Raw genomic sequence first — 19,952 nt, 5'->3', positions numbered from 1 at the left:
GTTTCGGATATAAAAAAACCTTCAGAAGTTCTGAAGGTTTTAATCTTATTTTTTGATTGATTCTTTTTTCCAGTTGGCTTTAAAACTACAACTATCGTAGCGTCCATCAATAGAAATAAAGGTTGTAGGTAACTTAGAGTTTACAAACTTCTCAACCATTTCGTTTTTCTTTTTGTTCAGCGCCATCTGCTTGATTCGGCTGAAATCTGTTTCCAATGTAATCTGGTGAGCCGGGATCACATCTTCAAGTTTGATGATCTTAACTGCTTTTCTTCTGTTTTCATCATCTTCAAATGCAGTAGTGATATCTCCTTTATTCAATCCCGCCAATTCGTAGCTGATTGTCCCAGGAATACTTTCTCTTTCGATTTTATCAGAACCGTCTGCACCAGGAATGATCCCTGCATTGAACTTAGTTTTTTTATCATCAGAAAACTTGAATGCTGCATCTTTGAATGAAATTTTACCATCAATGATAAGCCCTCTGATACTGTCAAGTTTTGCTTTTGCAGTTTTAAGTTCTTCATCTGTAGGTGTTCCCTTCAAAAGAATGTGTCTTGCATCATACACTTTTCCTGATCTCTTCAGTAACTGAATAATGTGGTAACCAAATTCAGACTCAATAGGATCCGAAATTTCGTTTTCCTGAAGGTTTAATGCAGCAGCTTCAAATGGTTTTACCATCGCTCCTTTGTTGATGTTTTTATATAATCCGCCGTTAGAAGCAGAACCTTCATCTTCAGAGTAAATTCTCGCCTGGCTTTCAAAAGTTTCACCTGCAAGGATATCTTGCTTGATCTTTTTTAATCTGTTGATAAGATCTTGCTTGTGAGCTTCTGTAAGCGAAGGATAGATCATAATCTGAGATAGAGTAACCTCATCTTTGATCTGTGGCAACTGCATCTTATACATATTGTAGAAGTCAGTCACCTCATTCGGTGTTACGTCAGCTTTTTCAGTAACTCTCTGATATTTTGCCTGCCCATAATATTGATCTGTATCGATTTTCTCGATAGCATTTTTCAATTCATAAGCATTTCTGAACTTATAAGCGGCAAGCATTGTTTTTTCATCAGGGAACTGAGAAAGCATCTGACGATATTTTGCATTAGCTTGTTCTTTGATTGCTGCGGAACGATTCTCAATCAGCGTATCCTTTTTTGCTTCGTATACAAGAAGTTTATTGCTGATCAGGTTTTCAAGGAATTCACATTTGTCTGTATTAGCAGCTCCCTGTTGTTTTCCATAATTCATCTGCTCAATAACATCAGATTCCAAAACAATCTCATCTCCGATAACAGCAGCAATACCATCCACTAAATCTCCTGGTTTTAGCTGGGCATTCATCATATTAGAAGAAAAAATCATGATGAAAATCCCTAGAAGATAAGTGATTTTTAGTTTATTTGTCATTTTACTATTTTAACAAGTTGCAAATTTAGAATTCTTAACGAATTTCACTCAATTTTTTATTATAAATATTTCTTAAAAAGATTTATTTACTGTAGTTCAACATCAAATGTCGTTAATTCTTTGAATTGTCTCAATCTGCTGAACATATCAGACTCTTCTACTTCCTGAATTCTTTCTGTTCCGAATTTTTCTACAGTGAATGATGCCATTGCAGATCCTACGATCAATGCAGACTTCATTGTATCGAAATCGAATTTTCCTTTTTTAGCAAGATAAGCTGCAAAACCTCCTGCAAAAGTATCTCCAGCTCCAGTCGGGTCAAAAACCTCTTCTAACGGAAGTGCCGGGATAGCAAATACTTTATTATCATGGAAAAGTAAAGCTCCGTGTTCTCCTTTCTTGATGATCACATACTCAGGACCCATAGTGTGGATCTTTTTAGCTGCTTTTACTAAAGAATATTCTCCTGAAAGTTGTCTTGCCTCCTCATCGTTGATGGTAATTACATCTGTTTTAGCAATCATATCCATTAAGATATCCAATGCACAATCCATCCAGAAGTTCATCGTATCAAGAATTACAAGCTTAGGACGGTTGTTCATTTTTTCAAGTACTGATAACTGAACTCCAGGGTGTAGGTTTCCAAGTAATAAAATTTCGGCATCCTGCATTGAATCCGGGATTTTCGGATCAAAGTTCTCCAACACATTTACTTCTGTAGCTAAAGTATCTCTTGTATTTAAATCGTTGTGATATTTTCCTGACCAGAAGAAAGTTTTTCCTTCTTTTACGATTTCAATTCCTTCGATATTTACTTCTCTGTCTGTAAACATATCAAGGTGTTCCTGTGGAAAGTCTCCTCCTACTACAGAAACAATACCGGATTTAACGCCTAAAATAGATGAAGTGATCCCAATATAAGTGGCAGCTCCGCCCAAAATCTTATCCGTTTTACCAAATGGTGTTTCAATTGCATCAAATGCAACACTTCCTACAACTAAAAGTTTCATATATTTTTCAATGTATATTAAAAAGTAATTATTTTTTCCATTCAAAAGAATCCAGCAGGTGTTTCATATCATTTTTGATATAATTTACTGCAGGAGCCAGAGAGTCCGGTTTCGGTCTCGTATTAAAGTATAAATAAGCAGTCACGAAATGTTTCGTACTGTCTGTAATGTAAAATTGAAGATTGGAAGCAGTCTGTCCTTTCAGTTCATAGAAGTTTCCGTATACCTTTTTTTCAGGATATTCAAAGGATTTTGTATCTATGGCACTGGCTTTAATGGTGTGTTCGTATACCATTTTTTCAGCTTCCTTGATATGTTCAGCAAAGTCATTCTGTATCGGATAATAAGTAACGAAAACCTTTGCTTTCATTTCGGGGTAGTTCAAATAATACCAGCAAGGTCTTTTAGCTGCTGTGATGTTCGCAAAATTTGAATATTCGAATGTATAAGCGCAATTGCTTTCAAACTTTTGATATTTCGGTGCAGGATATTCAAGACGCAATTCTCCGTATGGTTTCGGGATCGGATCTTTTCCACATGAAATTAAAAGCAGTGATACAAAAATAAAAATGACTTTTTTTATCATTTTGCAAAAGTACAAATTAGATTTTAGATTTCGGAAGACAAATTTCAGTCTTTCAATGAGTTTTGAATGTAATTTTCCAAAGGCTTTGGAAAGGATTTTTCATGGGAACCCTGAACGTCTGTAATCAGGTACTCATTTTCAGCGATAAAGTTACTCCATAATTGCTCAGAAGTCATATTTACGTTAAATATTTCAATACTTAAGTTCTTGTGTGTCAATTTATGAGAAACTATTTTTGAACTGGTAATAAATTTCTCCATTTCTACAGGGATAGTCTCCGGAAATTCAAATAATTTCTTCCAGATAAAATCATCTTTTCTCTGTCTGATCAAAAATTGTCCGTTTCGATGAACAAAATAATAGGTTAAAGCAAGGTCTTCCGCCTTTACTTTTTTTGTTTTTACAGGAAATTCTGAAGTTTTATTTAGTGAAAATGCAAGACATTCATGATTGATCGGACATTCTACACACAAAGGATTTTTAGGTTTACAGATCTCGGAACCGATGTCCATCATTGCCTGATTGAAATCTCCTACATTTTCAGGCATTACCAAAGTTGCCAATTCTGAAAAGTAAGTAAACGCTCTTGAATTTGAAATATCAAAATCATCGGCAAAAAAACGGCTCAGAACACGGTAAAAATTTCCGTCAACAGCAGGCATTTTTCCATCGAAACAGATACTGGAAACTGCAGCAGCTGTATACTTTCCTACTCCTTTTAATTTCAGAATCTCATCATATTGAGCAGGAAAAATTCCCTGATAATCATTCATAATCTGCTGTGCCGCCTTATGAATATTGATTGCCCTTGAATAATAGCCCAGTCCTTTCCAATACAGCAGAACTTCATTTTCCTCAGCTTCTGCCAAAGTTCTTACATCCGGAAATCTTGCAATAAAATTGTTGTAATGATTCAATCCCTGATTGATTCTGGTCTGTTGAAATACAATTTCACAAATCCAGATTTTATAAGGATCTTTTGTCTGTCTGAAAGGCAGATCTCTCGCATTATTTTTATACCACTCCAAAAGCCTGTTTCCTATATGCTGAAAATCTGAGGCTGTACTATTTTTTTCCAAAAACCAATCTATTTAACCCAGGAAAGATCATATATCTGTTCCCGGATATTATTTTGAGAATGCAAAGATAGGTTTATTTTACTTTTTTTTCACAGGATATACTGAGCCTCCTCTCAACCACTGATATCTAAGATCTCTGTCTTTTGCAATTAACTTGTAGCCTTGCAAAGCTTTCATGTAAACATACATGGAGTCATTATTATTATTATTATTATTATTTAATTTCAGTTTGTATGTTGACAAAAATTCGATTGGATAGTCTATAACAGAGTCTCTTATGCTCTTCAATACTCTGCCTGATCTTACTTTATAGATAAAGAAAGGTTTTCCGCGTTTGGAACTATCGGCTAATTTTACTTCTGAACTTGCAATAACCAGTTCACTGGCATCGAAGCATTCTTCTTCATTCATAATATAAGCTTTCCCTTCTTGGCGTTCGTCTGCAAAGAGGTCTTCTTCGTATTGTCCCGGGCTTTGGTATTTTTTCTCACAACTTACCAGAAGTATCATCAATAAAACTGGCAAACCAATGATAAGTCTTTTATTCATATTAATTTTCATAGATATTGGTAGAAAAAAACCGATGTAAAATTGCATCGGTTTTTGTTATTTTAAAATAAGGTTTTTTATTCCTGAGCGTATTCTGCATCCCATTCGTTACCATCATCTCCTTTGTGTCCGTCAAGTTTGATAACGAAACTTTTTGTAGGGAAATAAGGTGTCATACGGATATCAAGCCATACTCTGTCTTTGTTTACTCTATCCTGTTCGAAACGAACGATCTTGAATTTTTCGATCAACTTGTCCGGTCCTTTGATATTGTCAAGGAACGTTACAATTTGTCTTCTCAAATCATCTTCGTTTTTAGCATTCCAGTTTTCAAAAGCTCTTCTGTTCAGGAAGTCAAGTAATACTTTAGTTACATAATCGAATACACGAACTACTGAATACGTCTGAAGACCAATATTGTCTCCTGTAAATAATGTCTTCGCAGAGAAAGCCATAATTTTTCCGTATTCATTTACCATTGGTACCAGACCCATTTTTTCTAACTGAGAAATTTCACTTTTCTTCAATTCGAATTTTACAGCGTCTACTTCGTTGATATTACCATGTTTTTTACCAGCTGCAACCTGAGACATTAAAGTCTTGTGGATTTTTCCGGCTAATGAAGTGGAAGGTGGAAGTTCTACGTTTTCTTCTTCACCTACTTCTTCTGCTTTTCCACGTCCTACAAGCCAGTTACACGTCATAATAACGTTACTTCTGTGAAGTTCACCTCCTGTAAGATTAGCAGAATGGAATAAGTCTACAACGTCATCCGGTTTATCCAGGTTTGCGAAGTCTGTAACCATCATTACTTTGTTTTCGTTACAGATTTTCGCCCATTTTTCGATCACTTTATTTGATCCTAAATATCCAGGGATAGCAAGGATTGAATAGTTATCTCTAAGGTCTAAACGGTCGTAGTAGTTTTTGAATTCTTCTGAGATTGCATCAATAAACAAAGGATTATCAAGGTCTGAAACCTGATCGATACTTGCGTTTACGATACTTACGTTGTCCACTTTATCCAATTCTGTATTTTTGTAGAATTGAGCTACAGTTCTATAGTTGGTTTCCAACAGACGAACTGCATCAAGTGTATTTTTTAAGTTTTTCTTTAAATTCTGATCAGCCTGTTGTGCTTTGTTTTTGCACGTATCAGCCATTTTATCAGCAGATTCACTTCCTTCTAAAAGGCTTACCCAAAGGTTAATTTTTTGAAGAAGCTCTTTTCTTTCGTCTGATTTATTGCTATCGTTAAGGAAAATTTCTTTCCTTGCTTTTCTCGTTGGGTTCATATTGGCGATTCCGTCTACAACGGATTCAACAAAGCCGAAACCTCCCATTTTATTGAGCTCTGCAAGTGGATTCCCTTTCGGTTGTCCAGCGTGCTGCTGTTGTCCCTGCTGCTGGCTTTCTTGCGCCTGTAATTTGCTATCCATGATTTAATGTAAGTCTTTAATTATTTTTCAAGTTCTTGTGCTACATCTTTCAATACCTCAATGAACGCAGCTCTGGTCTGATCGTTCTCCAACATATTGCGTAGAATTTTATTTGTTTTCAACTGACGTACAATTTTGTTGTACTGCTCCTGTTCCACGCTCAATTGCTGCAGATAGTCTGATTTTTGAGTAAGGTTTTTAGGAGTAAAGTCTCCAAGATTTTGAAAACGGAATTCTTCTTCTACCATTCCTCCGTCTTCTGTTTCATGCTGTACCGACACAGAAGGTTGAAAATGTTTGAAAACGTCTTCCACAGTTTTTAATCCTGTTACAATTTCAGGGGTATAAGATTCTTCTGTTGTAAGCTGGCTTACTATCAGTGATTTATTTTCCTGTATTTCCTGAATAGCTTCATTAGCGTCTACTTTTACCTCGTTTCCGCCAACACCATAATTAAACATTGCCATATTATTATTATTTTGAGATTTAATATTTTGATTTGGATCTGTCTTTGAGCAATTTACAGACTACTCAGTTAAATTACTAATCCAAAGTTTAAATTTAAAAAAAAACTGTAACATACAAAATTTTGTCAAGATTTTTATTGAATTATTTAAATTCACCTATACTTATTTAACATAAAATCACGCATTTACAATATCACTAAGCTATGAAAAAATAAATAAAAACAAACCATTGTAAGATAAAATAAAATCCTGTTGAATTTTGCATTTATAAACAATTGTTAAAATAAGAATTCCACTGACACAAAGAAAAAATATTTTTTATATTTAAATAAAGTAAACAGAGTAATGAAAGATGTAAAGATTGCGTTTAGAAAACCCATATATCCTGTTTCGGAAACATTGCAGCAGTATTTGGAAAAGCATAACAGAACGACAAAGATTCAGTTTCTTTATGAGGATCTGCTAAGATTCAGTGATAGTGTGAATATTCTGGATAAGGACGGCAAAGACACTTTATGGCTGGGAGTAATGTATCCTGAATTTGAGTTTAAAGAAATAGAAGCCAATTTGAATAAAATCTATACTCTTCTTCATTCCGACGGAGATGAGGCTACTTTACCTTATCTGAAAGTAGATACGATTGACTTTTGTACCTTTGGAAATTCTAAACCTTTTCGAATTCGGGTAAGAAATATTCTCAACGATAATTATACTAATTTTTATATTAAGCAAGCGGATGCTTCCCGCATATACGGGCTTGAACTTGAAGATTTACTATCTCCCAACCGCATCAATTTTCTGATTTACAAAAATACTTTGATAGAGGAACACATTTTGGGAATTCCCGGAGATGTATTTATTCAAAAACATCTGTTCAACTGTACAGAACTGGAAAAAGCCCAGATTTCCAAGGAATTTGTAAAATTCAATGAGCGTTGCCTTATTGGGCTGCTGGGTGACATGCGTTCTTATAATTATGTTATTATTCCAATACACGATTTTGATCAGGTAATTTACAGGATTCGCCCTATCGATTTTGACCAGCAAAGCTATGAAGGTAATCTAAAGGTTTATCTCCCTCAGTATTTTAAAGAAAATAACACAATGGTGAATATGGTACTGGAAAAACTGAAACCTAATTCTATAGAACAGTATCGGAAGGAAGTGCGTTCACAAATCGTCAAAAGAGTGACTAGCAGCAAAAGCAGATTTGATGAGCTTATTTCTATTATGAAAAAGGAAGACATTGCCCCTGAAGCCAATGTTACAGAGCTTAAAACGGCTTTGCAGAAACTTACGTATGATGTGAATTTCAAGTATTGTAAAACCATGGGTGATATTATAGAAACCGGAATAAAGTTTGTGATCCGGAATTATAAGAAGGCATATTAAAAAGAGAATCCGTCCCACATTGAATGAGACGGATTCTTTCTTTTCTAACAATTTTTTGGTAGTCTTACCAAATTTTTATTCTGTCTTCAGGAGCCTTATACATTTTATCTCCCGGCTTAATATCAAATGCTTTAATGAACGAATCCTGGTTTACCAACGGACCGAAAGCTCTGAACATTCCCGGAGAGTGTGGATCTGTTTTCACCTGATTGATCATATATTCATTGGTAGCTTTTGTTCTCCAAACGGTAGCCCAGCTCATAAAGAATCTTTGATCCTGAGTAAATCCACTGATCTTCCCAGGGTTTCCTTTATCTTTAAGATACATCTGAAGGGCATCGTAAGCAACAGCTACTCCACCTAAGTCTCCAATATTTTCTCCACTTGTAAATTTACCGTTTACAAAGCTTCCTTTTACTGGTTCATAAGCGCTATATTGAGCGGCTAATTGTCCTACTTTTGCATCAAAGTTTTTACGATCAGCTTCCGTCCACCAGTTATTCAGGTTTCCATCACCGTCAAAACGTGATCCGCTGTCATCAAAACCGTGAGAGATCTCGTGACCAATTACTGCCCCGATTCCACCAAAGTTTACAGCTGCATCAGCTTTAGGATTATAGAAAGGAGGCTGAAGAATTGCAGCAGGGAAAACGATCTCGTTATTTGATCCGCTATAGTAAGCATTTACTGTTTGCGGCGACATTCCCCACTCTGTTTTATCTACCGGCTTCCCTACTTTATCTAAACTTCTCTGATATTGCCAAGCTGCTACATTTTGCAGGTTAGAATATAATGAAGCTCCTTGTTTTGGAGACTCTACTTTCAATTGAGAATAATCTTTCCATTTATCAGGATATGCAATTTTTACGGTAAACTTGGATAGTTTTTCCTGAGCTTTTACTTTGGTATCAGGAGACATCCAGTCTATATTGGCAATATGGGATTTGAATGATTTTAAAAGGTAATCGATGTAAGTTTCCATCTGCTGTTTTGCTTCAGGAGTAAAGTATTTGTCTACATACAATTTTCCGAATGCTTCTCCCAGAACACCATTTACAAGAGTTAAACCTCTTTTGTTCATTGGACGTTGTTCCTTTTGTCCCTGTAATTCTTTAGCATAGAAATCAAATCTGATCTGCTCTAGATTTTCATCAAGGTTGCTTGCATTACCGTTAATTAAATGATATTTCAGATAATCTTTTAATAAAGGTAGATTTTTCTGCGTCATGAACTGATCCATGTTCTGGTAGTACTTCAGTTCGCCAATGATCACTCTATCTGTATTTACGCCTGCATCTTTAAGATATTTGGCAAGGTCAACGTTTTTCACTAACCCTGAAAGTTCAGAAACGTTTTTAGGGTTATATCTTAAATTGGCGTCTCTGTTTTGTTCTAATGTCAATAGATAATTTGCCAGTTGTTTTTCAAAATCTACTACATTCTGCGCTGCCTGAGTAGAGTTTTTATATCCTAAAACTCCGAATAATTTTCCGATATAAGACTGATATTGTCCTAATGTTTTAGTGTTGGCTTCGTTTACTTTCTGATAGTAATCTCTTCCTAAGCCAAGATCCGGACCTCCAAGATATACAGCATTCATTTTAGAATTCTTCATATCTGCACCGGCTCTCCATCCGTAGAACGAGTTATCTCCTAATTTTGTAGCTTCTAAAAGATATTTCTGAAGATCATTCAGGTTTTTAATGGCATCAATTTTTGCCAAGTCTCCTTTAATGGGTGCTAATCCGTCTGCATTTCTTTTTGCAGTATCCATAAAAGAGGCATAAAGATTCTGAATCTTCTGTCCTTCTGAACCTGCCGGATATGTTTCTGTAAGGATTTTGTTTAAAATATCTAATGAAGCATCATCCACATTTTCTCTTAAGGCATTGAATGAACCCCAATTTGCTTTATCAGAAGGGATTTGAGTGGTTTTCACCCAGTTTCCGTTCACATAGCTAAAAAAGTCATCCTGTGGGCGGACATTTGTATCCATATAAGATAAATTAATTCCCTCTTCTTTCACTTCTTCTTTTACCGGCGTAGCAACGGTTGCTTTAGCCTCTGTTTTTGTCTCTGTCCCTGCAGTTTTTGCTGCACCACATGAATTTAATAATACGATACCTGAAAAGGCAAGTATTCCAATATTTAGCTTTTTCATTGAAGATAATTTTTGATTTTACACAAACTTATCAAATATACGAACTTTAATAATATGTATTAGATATAATTATTTAATGGATATTATGAAATACAAATGCATATAAACATCACGTTTTATAATGAATATAACTTGTTGCTTTATAACATTCCAAAAAACAAAAAACCGTTCATTACTGAACGGTTTGTATATATTACCAGATTTTAATTCTATCCTCTGGAGCTTTGTATAATTTGTCTCCTTTTTTCACATCAAATGCTTTGTAGAAGGCATCAACGTTGATTAATGGACCAAAGCTTCTGAAATAACCCGGAGAGTGCGGGTCTGTCTTCACTTGGTTGATCATATATTTTTCACTTGATAAAGTTCTCCAAACAGTTGCCCAGCTTAAGAAGAATCTCTGATCCTGAGTGAATCCACTGATTTTTCCTGGGTTTCCTTTGTCTTTAAGATACATTTGAAGTGCATCATAAGCGATATTCACCCCTCCTAAGTCAGCGATATTTTCACCGTTTGTGAATGTTCCGTTTACAAATGTTCCTTTTACCGGCTCATATTTGTCATATTGAGCAGCAAGAGCTTTTGTTGCTTTTTCAAAGTTAGCCTTATCTTCCGGAGTCCACCAGTCTACAAGGTTACCTTCAGCATCAAACTGAGCTCCTGAATCATCAAATCCGTGGCTCATTTCGTGACCGATAACAGCACCGATACCTCCGAAGTTTACAGCTGCATCAGCTTTAGGATTGAAGAAAGGCGGCTGAAGGATAGCTGCAGGGAAAACGATTTCGTTATATACCGGGTTATAGTAAGCATTTACAGTTTGTGGAGTCATTCCCCATTCTGTTTTGTCAACCGGCTTTCCGATTTTAGCTAAGTCTTTGTTATATTGCCATTCTCCGATGTTCTGAAGGTTTTGATACAAAGTACCACCTTTAGCTTCAGGAATGATCTCTAATTTTGAATAGTCTTTCCATTTGTCCGGATAAGCAACTTTTACAGTGAATTTGTTCAATTTCTGCATTGCTTTTTCCTTAGTTGTAGAAGACATCCAAGCCAGATTGTTGATGTGAACAGCAAAACTTTTCTTTAGGTAATCGATCAATTCAACCATCTGAGCTTTTGCTTCAGCAGGGAAATATTTCTCAACATATAGTTTACCAAATGCTTCTCCTAAGTTTCTGTTGATTAATTCAAAACCTCTCTTGTTAAGAGCTCTTTGTTCTTGCTGACCTCTTAGGTATTTCCCAAAGAAGTTAAACTTCATATCTCCTAATTTTTCACTTAGGTAAGAAGCGCTTCCATTGATCATGTGGAACTTCAGATAATCCTTAATCACAGGAAGATTCTGAGCGTTTACCAGCTTATCGAAGTTTTTATAGTATCCTAGTTCGCCGATGATAATTTTATCTGTATTTACCCCTACTTTTTTAAGGTAAGCAGGAATATCTGCTCCTTTTACCAATGCTGAAAGCTCAGCCATTGTCTGAGGGTTATACTGAAGAGTATTATCGCGGCTTTGTTCGTTTGTCAAATATGTTTTTGCAATGCTTTTTTCATATTCAACAATACCTTTTGCTGCTGCATCTGCATTTTTATAGCCTAATTCTGTTAACATTGAAGCTACATATTTTTGATATTCAGCAATAGCTTCTGTATTTTTTTCGTTTACTTTTTGGTAATAATCTCTTCCTAAACCAAGAGAAGCTTCACCTAAATAAACAGCATTCATGTTAGAATTCTTCAGGTCTGCATATACTCCCCATCCGTAGAAAACATTTTCGCCTTCCTTCGTTACAGAGATCAGATAATTCTGAAGATCAGCCATATTTTTGATCGCATCAATTTTATTCAGATTTTCCTGAATAGGTTTGATTCCGTCTGCATTTCTCTTCTGCATATTCATATAAGAAGCGTATAGATCCTGGATCTTTTTACCCTCACTTCCGTCTGCAAATTTATCTTTTAAAAGAGAGTTTAAGATAGTCATGGAATTGTTATCCGTATCCTCACCAAGTTTGTTGAAACTTCCCCAAGTCGGTTTGTCAGATGGGATTTTAGCCGTTTTCATCCAAGTTCCACTCACATAGTTATAAAAATCATCCTGTGGACGTACCGAAGTGTCCATTAAGCTAAGGTCTAAACCTTTATCTGTATTGTTTACTGCTGCTACTTTCGCAGTTTTAGCTTGTGCACTCACTGTATTTTGAGAGCAGATCCCTGCTATTAAGAACAAAGAAAGCGTTAATTTTTTCATTATGATAACAATTTATACAATATGTATGATTTATTTCTTATTTGTTACTTTTTAAGTGAAACAAATTTAAATAAATATTAAGAAGTCGCAATCTCTTTTACATTTCCTGTACGTTTCAGGAATCCCCAGGATTGCATTTCGCCTTTCAGTGCTTTTCTTAAACTTTTAAATAATACAATATACATCAGCCATCTATACCCGAATCTTTGCGGAATAATATACAGAAGATTGGTTAACTTTTCTCTTTGCATAATAAATGCAATCAATGCTAAAGAAGCATCTACCAAAAGGAAGATCAGATAATATCCGAATATTTTGCTTCCATTTCCTGATAAAATTCCAAAGAACATTATCACGTCTGCCAATGGCGAGAAAAACGGAATGATATATTGAAACAATAAGATATTCGGCATTGCCCAAAGTCCAAGTCCTTTATATTTAGGATTAAGGAAGGTCTGTTTTTGTTTCCAGAACATCTGCATAATTCCATATGTCCAGCGGAAACGTTGTTTTAGAAACTGTTTCACGCTTTCTGGAGCTTCTGTAACTGCTATGGCTCTGTTTTCATTTGCCACTGTATATCCGGCTTTTAAAATTTTCACCGTAATATCACAGTCTTCAGCCAATGTATCGGAGGAATACCCTTTTACATCAAGAACTACTGATCTTTTGAACGCTCCGATTGCTCCGGGAATTACAGTAATTGCATTGATATTCGCATAGGCTAATCTGTCAAAATTCTGGCTTGTTGTATATTCAATTGCCTGCCATCTGGTCAACCAATTCACTGTATTTCCTACTTTTACATTTCCGGCAACAGCTGCTATTTTCTCCTTCGGACTTGAATTCAGGAATCTTGCGATCAGATATTTCACAGCATCCTGTTGTAATTTTGTATCGGCATCTATACAGACTACATATTCGGCATCGGTTTGTGCAATTCCAAAATTCAATGCCGTTGCTTTTCCACCATTTGTTTTAGTAAATATTTTCAGTTTTTCGTGATCCGGGAATGCATCTTTAGCCTTTTCAAAGGTTGAATCTTTACTTCCGTCATCTATCATAATGATATTGAAATTCGGGTAAGTTTGTTTTAATAAGTTTTGTAGTGAAGATACAATATTCACTTCTTCATTATAAGCCGGAACAATGATGGAAACTTTAGGATAAGCCTCCAAAACGGGAAATTCACCAAGTTTTTTCTCTTTTTTTCTTTCTTTAAATGCCCAATATGCCATTAACATTAGTCTTATCAATCCCAAAATAATAAATATGGTAAACAGCGCCACCAAAAAGTGACTCAATCCATAAATAGCCGTTGCTAATACTAAATTCAGCTGCATGATATAATAAGCTCTGGTTTTAGGAACTTCAGGCATCAGTTCATTTCTATTTTTATGAAGAATATTGGTAAGATTTGTAAAATGATATCCTTGTTTCTGAAGGGTTGGAATTAAAATTTTCAATGCTTTTACCGTTTCTTCTCTCGTATCTCCTCCTGCGTCGTGAAGAAGAATGATATTTCCTCTTTGCTGTTTGATTCCGGCTAATACACGTTTTACAATTTCATCGGCTTTTATTCCCGGCTGCCAGTCTTCCGGATCAATATTTTCTCCGATATCCAGATAGTTTTGCTGTCTTGCCAATGCTACTGGAATAATTTCCTCAGAAGTTGTAGGTTCAGAATCTGCATTATAAGGAGCTCTGAACAGAATCGTACTGTGACCTGTTATACATTCTATCAGAAGTCTTGTTAATTTCATTTCAAGAAGAGCTCTTTCGGGGCTTACTTTCGCTACATTTTCATGGGTAAAAGTGTGATTTCCTATTTCATGCCCTTCCCGATAAATTCTTTTAACAAGCGGAAGGTTCTTTTCTGCATTCAACCCTACCAGAAAAAAGGCTGCCGGAACATGGTATTTTGAAAGTATATCAAGTACCTGAGGGGTATACGTTTCATCAGGACCGTCATCAAATGTCAATACCAATTCTTTTTGAGGAGCACTCCCATATTTTTTTACTTCATAAGAACTTGGGTAAGTAATATAGTTTTCGTCTGTGATAATTTTCTCTTTAGGATCAATTTCTACGGCTATTTTACCGTCATGAGGGGTATTCAGAACATCCAATACTTCACCGTCTCCGATATAATCTACCATAGTCTGTCCCTTTACATTTTCCAATGTTTTCAAGTTTAGTTTAGACAGTCCGGCAAACGTAAGATCTTTATCATAAAAATTCCAGACTCTGCTGTCTTCACTTCCTAATCTCCAAAGCGCCGTTCCTGCCAATGGATATTCTGATGAAAACCGCATGGTATTAAAAATAGATGCAGCATCATTGAAAAATACGGTATGGTTATTCTTATTGGAATCCGTGTAAGAGTAGTTTAGGTTAAAAGTATTGTCATTGAAATCGATAACGGCTTTACTCGCACTTGCTTTTGTAATTGCCTGCATATAAGTCACAGAAGTATTGTCATCCTTATTGGAACTCCAGTCATACCCATAAGCTCCCAATCCTAGAATAATCTTTTGTGGTGAAGTTTGTTTAATGATTTTACCTGTTTGAGCTTCAATCCATTTTTGTGACGAAACCGGTCCTGCATCACTTCCAGCTGAATATTCATCATAAGCCATCAGTACAAAGTAATCTACATATGGATCTAATCTTGGAATATTATAATCATCATTATCCGTCATAATATCCATGGTAACCAATAACTGATTCTGTTTAAAAGTCTCTGAAAGCTCTTTCATAAAAGCCACCAGATTTTCATCAGAATTCAGGTTCATATCCTCAAAATCAATATTAATTCCTTTGAAATGATACTTTTTACATTGCTGGGTAATTTTTTGGATCAGTGCTGTTCTTTTCTGAGGATCATTCAATACTTTTATCAATCCTTCAGAACGGAACTCCTGATTAGAGTTATTACTAAGAATCGGCATAGCTGCCACTCCGGTTCTCTTAATGATTTTGTAGCCTTCAGGATCTACATTGGTTTTCAGATCTCCGGTTTTAGGATCAAGGAAAAACCATTCCGGAAAAACTAAGTTTACATGTCTGATATTTCGTTTCAGGGACATCAGAGATTGAGGATCCCACGCTACATAAAAAGCCGAACGAATCCCCCCTGGAAACTGAGCCCAATTCCGGTTTTGATTTTTATATCTTTCGGCTCTTGCTTTTTCAACTTTGGCAAGATTAGTATGGATGGATTTTTCAGAAATAAAGCTTCTGAAGCCTTGATATTCTTTGGATATTTTATTCTCCTGAAGATAAGGTTTATTTGCTGTAATGATTGCTTTATAATCTTCTTTAAAAGGGATTCTCGGATTTTTATCAAGAATCATCATCAGCCCCAAAGCTAAAAGAAGGATTGCCATGATGAATATAAAAACACGACTTCCCCATTGTACGCTTTTCCAGCGTTTCTTATTATTGGTCTGAAATATTTGTCTAGAGTTTTCCACGTTAATGAACTTTATGGAATCCATCTCAAAAAGTATGAAAAACTCTATAATTAAAATTAAAAAAAAATTAAAAAAACAAACCTTATATTACTGGTTAACAAGAAGTCCCACAAGATCCTGAATCACCTTCTGGGATACAAAATTCATAAAATCAAGTCTTTCCAGATGCGGCATATATAATTTCGAAGTTACTTCCTGATCATTGATTCTTATGGTATAAAAAACGGTTCCTACATCTTTACCGTCTTCTCCTTTTCCGGGACCTGCTACTCCGGTAGTAGAAAGTGAAATATTGGTTTCAAATAAATTCTGACATCCTTTCGCCATTTCCTGAGCTACCTGTTCACTCACTACAGTATACTGATCTACCGTTTCTTGGGATACATTTAAAATTTTAACCTTTTTTTCTGTAGCATAAGCAACCATTCCTCCAAGAAAGTATTTTGAACTGCCGGAAACAGAAGTGATCATCTTTGCAAGCTCTCCGCCTGTACAACTTTCTGCCGTTGAAATCGTTAATCTTCTATCTTTCAATATCTCCGCAAGAATATTTTCTATTTTGTCTTCAGAAACGGCAATCACATGATCTTTGATCAAAGGAAGTAATTTTTGAATTTCGTCCTCTGTCTGTTGTTTCAAACTATCTTCATGATCTCCGGAAGCTGTTAATCTCAACTTTACTCTTGTTCCCACAGGAAGATATGATAACGAAATATTTTGAGGTAAGGCAAGCTCCCAATCTTCAATAGTATCTGCAAGAATACTTTCAGGAATTCCTACCACGGAAACAATTCTGCTATGAATATAATGAAGGTTGAATCTTCCCTGCAAATAAGGGATAATCTGATCTTTAATCAATGGTTTTACTTCGTAAGGAACTCCGGGAAGACTGTACGATAATTTTCCGTCCAGCTCCATCATCATGCAAGGTGCTGTGCCAAAATGATTTTGAAAAACAATAGATTTCGTAGGTACAAAAGCCTGTTCTTTATTTCTTTCTAAAATATCTGCACGCCCACGTCTTTCCATATATCCTTTAAGATGATTAAAAGTAACCTCATCTAAAGAAATTTCGTCATTGAAAAACTCGGCAAGTGCTTTTTTTGTTTTATCATCTCTGGTGGGACCTAATCCTCCCGTTGTTATCACCAGATCTCCTAATTCAAAAGCTGAGCTTAACGTATTTTTAATTGTTTCTATTTCATCTGAAATTGTAAAAATCTGTACAACTTTTATCCCGATATTTTTCAGTTCGGAGGCAATAAAATTAGAATTGGTATCTATCGTATTTCCAGAAAGGATTTCGTCACCGATAGTGATCAGAACTGCTTTTTCCATATGTCAAATTCTTGAAAAAAAATTTCATACAAATGACGGAAAAATCTCCGGCTGCGGCAATATAAATTGATTTTTTCTATTTTTGACAAAATTATTTAAAACGATACTGAATATTATGTCAAAATATGATGATGCTTCATGGCATTACGGAGGTGATTTCCCGGAAGATCTTCCTCAGAAAAACGGGGCAACCCACACAGGAATGTTTCTGAACTGGTGTATCAATAACGATCTGATCTCCGACGAATTAAAAGAAGATGGCGCTGAAGAAATTGAAAAGGTAAAAAGAAGAGAAATTACCGGAGCTGAATTTATCATGGATTCTTGTGACGGAAAATTTTCAGAGTATGACCTGAATGATCTTGGAAACAGTTTTGCAAAGGACTATTATGCTGATGATACAGATTTTGGAAACAGATACAGTTCTTTCGCGGATGATTTTGTAAATCTATTTGATTCCAAAGCGGAGGAAAATGATTATGAATATGAAACATTCTATCATATTGAAGATACTTACGAAAACTATGATCTGATGAAACAGGTAATTGATTACCGTTTCGAAGAATGGAAGGAGTATATTGGAAGTTAGACTGTGAAAAAGTAAAAGAGCAAAATTGTGTGTGATCAAATTATATGATTTGTTTTTCTTACGATTTTGCTCTTTTGTATTTCCGGATTTTACTGGTTATGTTTCACCCAGATCAATTCATCCGTATTATATCCGATTTTTTTTGCTTTTTCGATAAAACGCTGTTTTATACTTTCAGGAATAGTGGTTGTTCTGGATAAGATCCAAAGGTATTTCAAACTGCTTCCTGCTACTAAGGCATACTGATATTCTTCATCAATGTCAATCACATTATAACCCGCCCAAATGGGTTTGAAAAAGGAGACTTTAAGCCTTGCCTCGGTTTTATCTTTAATGAATTTAGCTTCACCATTAGATTCATTCCATACCTTTTTCACGTAATCATATCCTTTATTTCTTACATGAATGGTTCCGTTTGGGTTTTCTGAATATTCTGCGGTAACATTATCCATATTTTTCTCAAACTTATAATCAAAGCGGGCAATTTCATACCATCGTCCGAGATATTTTTTAGCATCAAAATTCTTTACTGCTACAGCTCCTTTTGGAATTCCTACTGAACAAGAATTAAAAACGATAAGAGCAAGGGCTCCTAACGAGACGGGAAGTATAATTTTGTGAAAGGTCTTCATAACAGAAATTTTGTGTGGTTCTTAAGTGAAGACGTCAAAAATAGTGCCTTTGGGCTGTTAAAGAACGATAAATTCTATGAAAATACTTTCAGAAAACTGTCTTTAAAGCTTCCGGAAACTTCAATTTCAACATCGTCAGCCAGCATTACAGTTCCGCTTTTATGATAAGACTTCACAAAAGAAGTATTGATAATATGAGAGCGATGCACCCTTACAAAAGGGCTTTCCAGCAAATCATCAAAATGTTTCAGGAAGCGGCATACCATTTTTTTGGAGCCATCGGTAAGATATACCTGTGTAAAGTTTCCATCTGCCTGAAGCCTTACAATATCTTCTGTTTTCACCACATCAAACCCTTGCAGCGTTGGAAGAATAAGCTGTTGTTTTTCAGGTTTTAATTTTAAATTTTCAAGTAAAATTTTGTTTCTGTTAAGTTCTTCTTTTTTCTCAAGACTTTCAGCAACTTTATTGACTGCAAGAATCAATTCCTGAATATCAATTGGTTTTAGAATATAATAACTGGCAGATTTATTTAAAGCCTGTAATGAATATTGTGAAAATGCTGTAATGAAAATAGTTTCATAAGAAAATTCTTTGGTTGCTTCCAATACATCAAAAGCATTCCCGAAAGGCATTTCCACATCTAAAAATACCAATTGTGGCTGCTTTTCTGCAATTAAAGGAACAGCTTCTTTAATATTCTCTGCCTCACCCAAAATTTCTACCTGTGGACAGTATTTTGTGAGATAGTTTCTCAGTACTTCTCTTGCTATGAGCTCATCGTCTACAATTACAGCTTTGATTTTCATTATTTTTAAATATTAGGTTGCAGATAATCACTTATTGATATTTTCCGTTTTTAAATTTTAAGGTTTTATAAAACGTTTTTGATGTTTCTTTATTCTCACATTCTCCTTTTATTTCCTTGCTTATTGTAGTAACGGCAATGGTTTTTACTTTAAGATCTGTAAAGTTGTTCGTTTGGGATGAGTCCAAAATAATATAGGAATGCTTATCCCGAAATTCTCCATTACATCGGGTATCCCACTCTCCTCTTGCCGAATCTATTTCAAACTGATCCAAGACTTTTTTAAGAGTTTCACCTTCCGGATAATACATTGAAAGCTTCCCCGTATCATAAGGATAAACTTTACTGCTTCCAACAAAGTCTGCTTTTACTCCGAATGCACGAATATTTTGACTAATGGTATACAATCCTGTATCAATGGTAAAACCTCTTAAACCCACAGCATCAGAATCCAGTTCTGTAGGATCAAAGTATTGGTTTTTTATGGTTCCGTTGCTATCTGTAATGAGTATATAATTCTGTGCCGTAAAGATATAATCGTCTTTTTCCTGATGTAAAATAACCGGAATAATGGCAATATAAGAGTCTTCAACACTGGGCATCTTTTTTTCTACACAAAGCTCTTGTCTTATTTTATTTTTATCCAGCTTTAAACTTTTAAGAATATTCGTTAAACGAATGCTGTCAATATCCTGTCCGGATAAAAGTCCTGAAAATAGTGTAATCATCATTATAAGGACGAATGTATTCTTTTTCATA

At 35.3% G+C, this 19,952-nt stretch carries 16 protein-coding genes; 2 read left to right on the top strand and 14 right to left on the bottom strand.

Annotated features, from left to right (window positions below):
- Positions 1-45 precede the first annotated feature (45 nt).
- From BBI01_RS05095 to BBI01_RS05065, 7 genes are all read right to left on the bottom strand, one after another.
- Positions 46-1,413 (bottom strand): peptidylprolyl isomerase, encoded by a 1,368-nt coding sequence (locus BBI01_RS05095; RefSeq protein ID WP_065393603.1) that lies wholly within the window; start codon positions 1,411-1,413, stop codon positions 46-48.
- A gap of 86 nt (positions 1,414-1,499) precedes the next feature.
- On the bottom strand, positions 1,500-2,423 hold the full coding sequence (locus BBI01_RS05090; RefSeq protein ID WP_065393602.1) for a PfkB family carbohydrate kinase: 924 nt from the start codon (positions 2,421-2,423) through the stop codon (positions 1,500-1,502).
- A 28-nt stretch (positions 2,424-2,451) separates the two neighbouring features.
- Positions 2,452-3,009, bottom strand: coding sequence for a gliding motility lipoprotein GldD (gene gldD / locus BBI01_RS05085; protein ID WP_065393601.1), 558 nt, complete (start codon positions 3,007-3,009; stop codon positions 2,452-2,454).
- Between the two features lie 44 nt (positions 3,010-3,053).
- On the bottom strand, positions 3,054-4,088 hold the full coding sequence (gene mutY / locus BBI01_RS05080) for an A/G-specific adenine glycosylase (RefSeq protein ID WP_065393600.1): 1,035 nt from the start codon (positions 4,086-4,088) through the stop codon (positions 3,054-3,056).
- A 78-nt stretch (positions 4,089-4,166) separates the two neighbouring features.
- Positions 4,167-4,637, bottom strand: coding sequence for a hypothetical protein (locus BBI01_RS05075; protein ID WP_228393940.1), 471 nt, complete (start codon positions 4,635-4,637; stop codon positions 4,167-4,169).
- Between the two features lie 77 nt (positions 4,638-4,714).
- Entirely contained in the window at positions 4,715-6,076 is a 1,362-nt protein-coding gene (locus tag BBI01_RS05070) for a DUF5458 family protein (RefSeq protein ID WP_065393598.1), read from the bottom strand.
- A 20-nt stretch (positions 6,077-6,096) separates the two neighbouring features.
- Entirely contained in the window at positions 6,097-6,543 is a 447-nt protein-coding gene (locus BBI01_RS05065) for a type VI secretion system contractile sheath small subunit (protein ID WP_065393597.1), read from the bottom strand.
- A gap of 345 nt (positions 6,544-6,888) precedes the next feature.
- Here BBI01_RS05065 and BBI01_RS05060 point away from each other — a divergent pair, with 345 nt between their 5' ends.
- A complete protein-coding gene (locus tag BBI01_RS05060) occupies positions 6,889-7,935 on the top strand; it encodes a hypothetical protein (protein ID WP_065393596.1) in 1,047 nt (348 codons plus the stop codon).
- Between the two features lie 64 nt (positions 7,936-7,999).
- On the opposite strand, the gene BBI01_RS05055 is transcribed toward BBI01_RS05060, so the two are convergent.
- The 4 genes from BBI01_RS05055 to BBI01_RS05040 all read right to left on the bottom strand — a co-directional run bounded on the left by BBI01_RS05055 (position 8,000) and on the right by BBI01_RS05040 (position 17,164).
- Positions 8,000-10,096, bottom strand: a complete 2,097-nt coding sequence (locus tag BBI01_RS05055) for a M13 family metallopeptidase (RefSeq protein ID WP_065393595.1) — start codon at positions 10,094-10,096, stop codon at positions 8,000-8,002.
- 193 nt (positions 10,097-10,289) lie between these two features.
- Entirely contained in the window at positions 10,290-12,350 is a 2,061-nt protein-coding gene (locus BBI01_RS05050; RefSeq protein WP_065393594.1) for a M13 family metallopeptidase, read from the bottom strand.
- Between the two features lie 77 nt (positions 12,351-12,427).
- Complete coding sequence (locus BBI01_RS05045) at positions 12,428-15,850, bottom strand: trifunctional glycoside hydrolase family 18/polysaccharide deacetylase/glycosyltransferase family 2 protein (protein WP_065393593.1); 3,423 nt, start codon at positions 15,848-15,850, stop codon at positions 12,428-12,430.
- A 63-nt stretch (positions 15,851-15,913) separates the two neighbouring features.
- Positions 15,914-17,164, bottom strand: a complete 1,251-nt coding sequence (locus tag BBI01_RS05040; protein ID WP_065393592.1) for a CinA family nicotinamide mononucleotide deamidase-related protein — start codon at positions 17,162-17,164, stop codon at positions 15,914-15,916.
- 115 nt (positions 17,165-17,279) lie between these two features.
- On the opposite strand from BBI01_RS05040, the gene BBI01_RS05035 reads away from it, so the two are divergent.
- On the top strand, positions 17,280-17,753 hold the full coding sequence (locus BBI01_RS05035; protein ID WP_065393591.1) for a DUF7832 domain-containing protein: 474 nt from the start codon (positions 17,280-17,282) through the stop codon (positions 17,751-17,753).
- An 89-nt stretch (positions 17,754-17,842) separates the two neighbouring features.
- On the opposite strand, the gene BBI01_RS05030 is transcribed toward BBI01_RS05035, so the two are convergent.
- From BBI01_RS05030 to BBI01_RS05020, 3 genes are all read right to left on the bottom strand, one after another.
- The gene (locus tag BBI01_RS05030; protein WP_065393590.1) at positions 17,843-18,385 is read right to left on the bottom strand and encodes a lipocalin family protein; all 543 of its coding nucleotides are present in this window, start codon (positions 18,383-18,385) and stop codon (positions 17,843-17,845) included.
- A gap of 74 nt (positions 18,386-18,459) precedes the next feature.
- Entirely contained in the window at positions 18,460-19,194 is a 735-nt protein-coding gene (locus tag BBI01_RS05025; RefSeq protein WP_065393589.1) for a LytR/AlgR family response regulator transcription factor, read from the bottom strand.
- 31 nt (positions 19,195-19,225) lie between these two features.
- Positions 19,226-19,951, bottom strand: coding sequence for a PA3715 family protein (locus BBI01_RS05020; RefSeq protein WP_123862089.1), 726 nt, complete (start codon positions 19,949-19,951; stop codon positions 19,226-19,228).
- Between the last annotated feature and the right edge of the window lies 1 nt (position 19,952).

This window comes from Chryseobacterium artocarpi (genome assembly GCF_001684975.1).
Classification (GTDB): domain Bacteria; phylum Bacteroidota; class Bacteroidia; order Flavobacteriales; family Weeksellaceae; genus Chryseobacterium; species Chryseobacterium artocarpi.
This window is presented reverse-complemented; position numbering and strand designations above follow the sequence as displayed.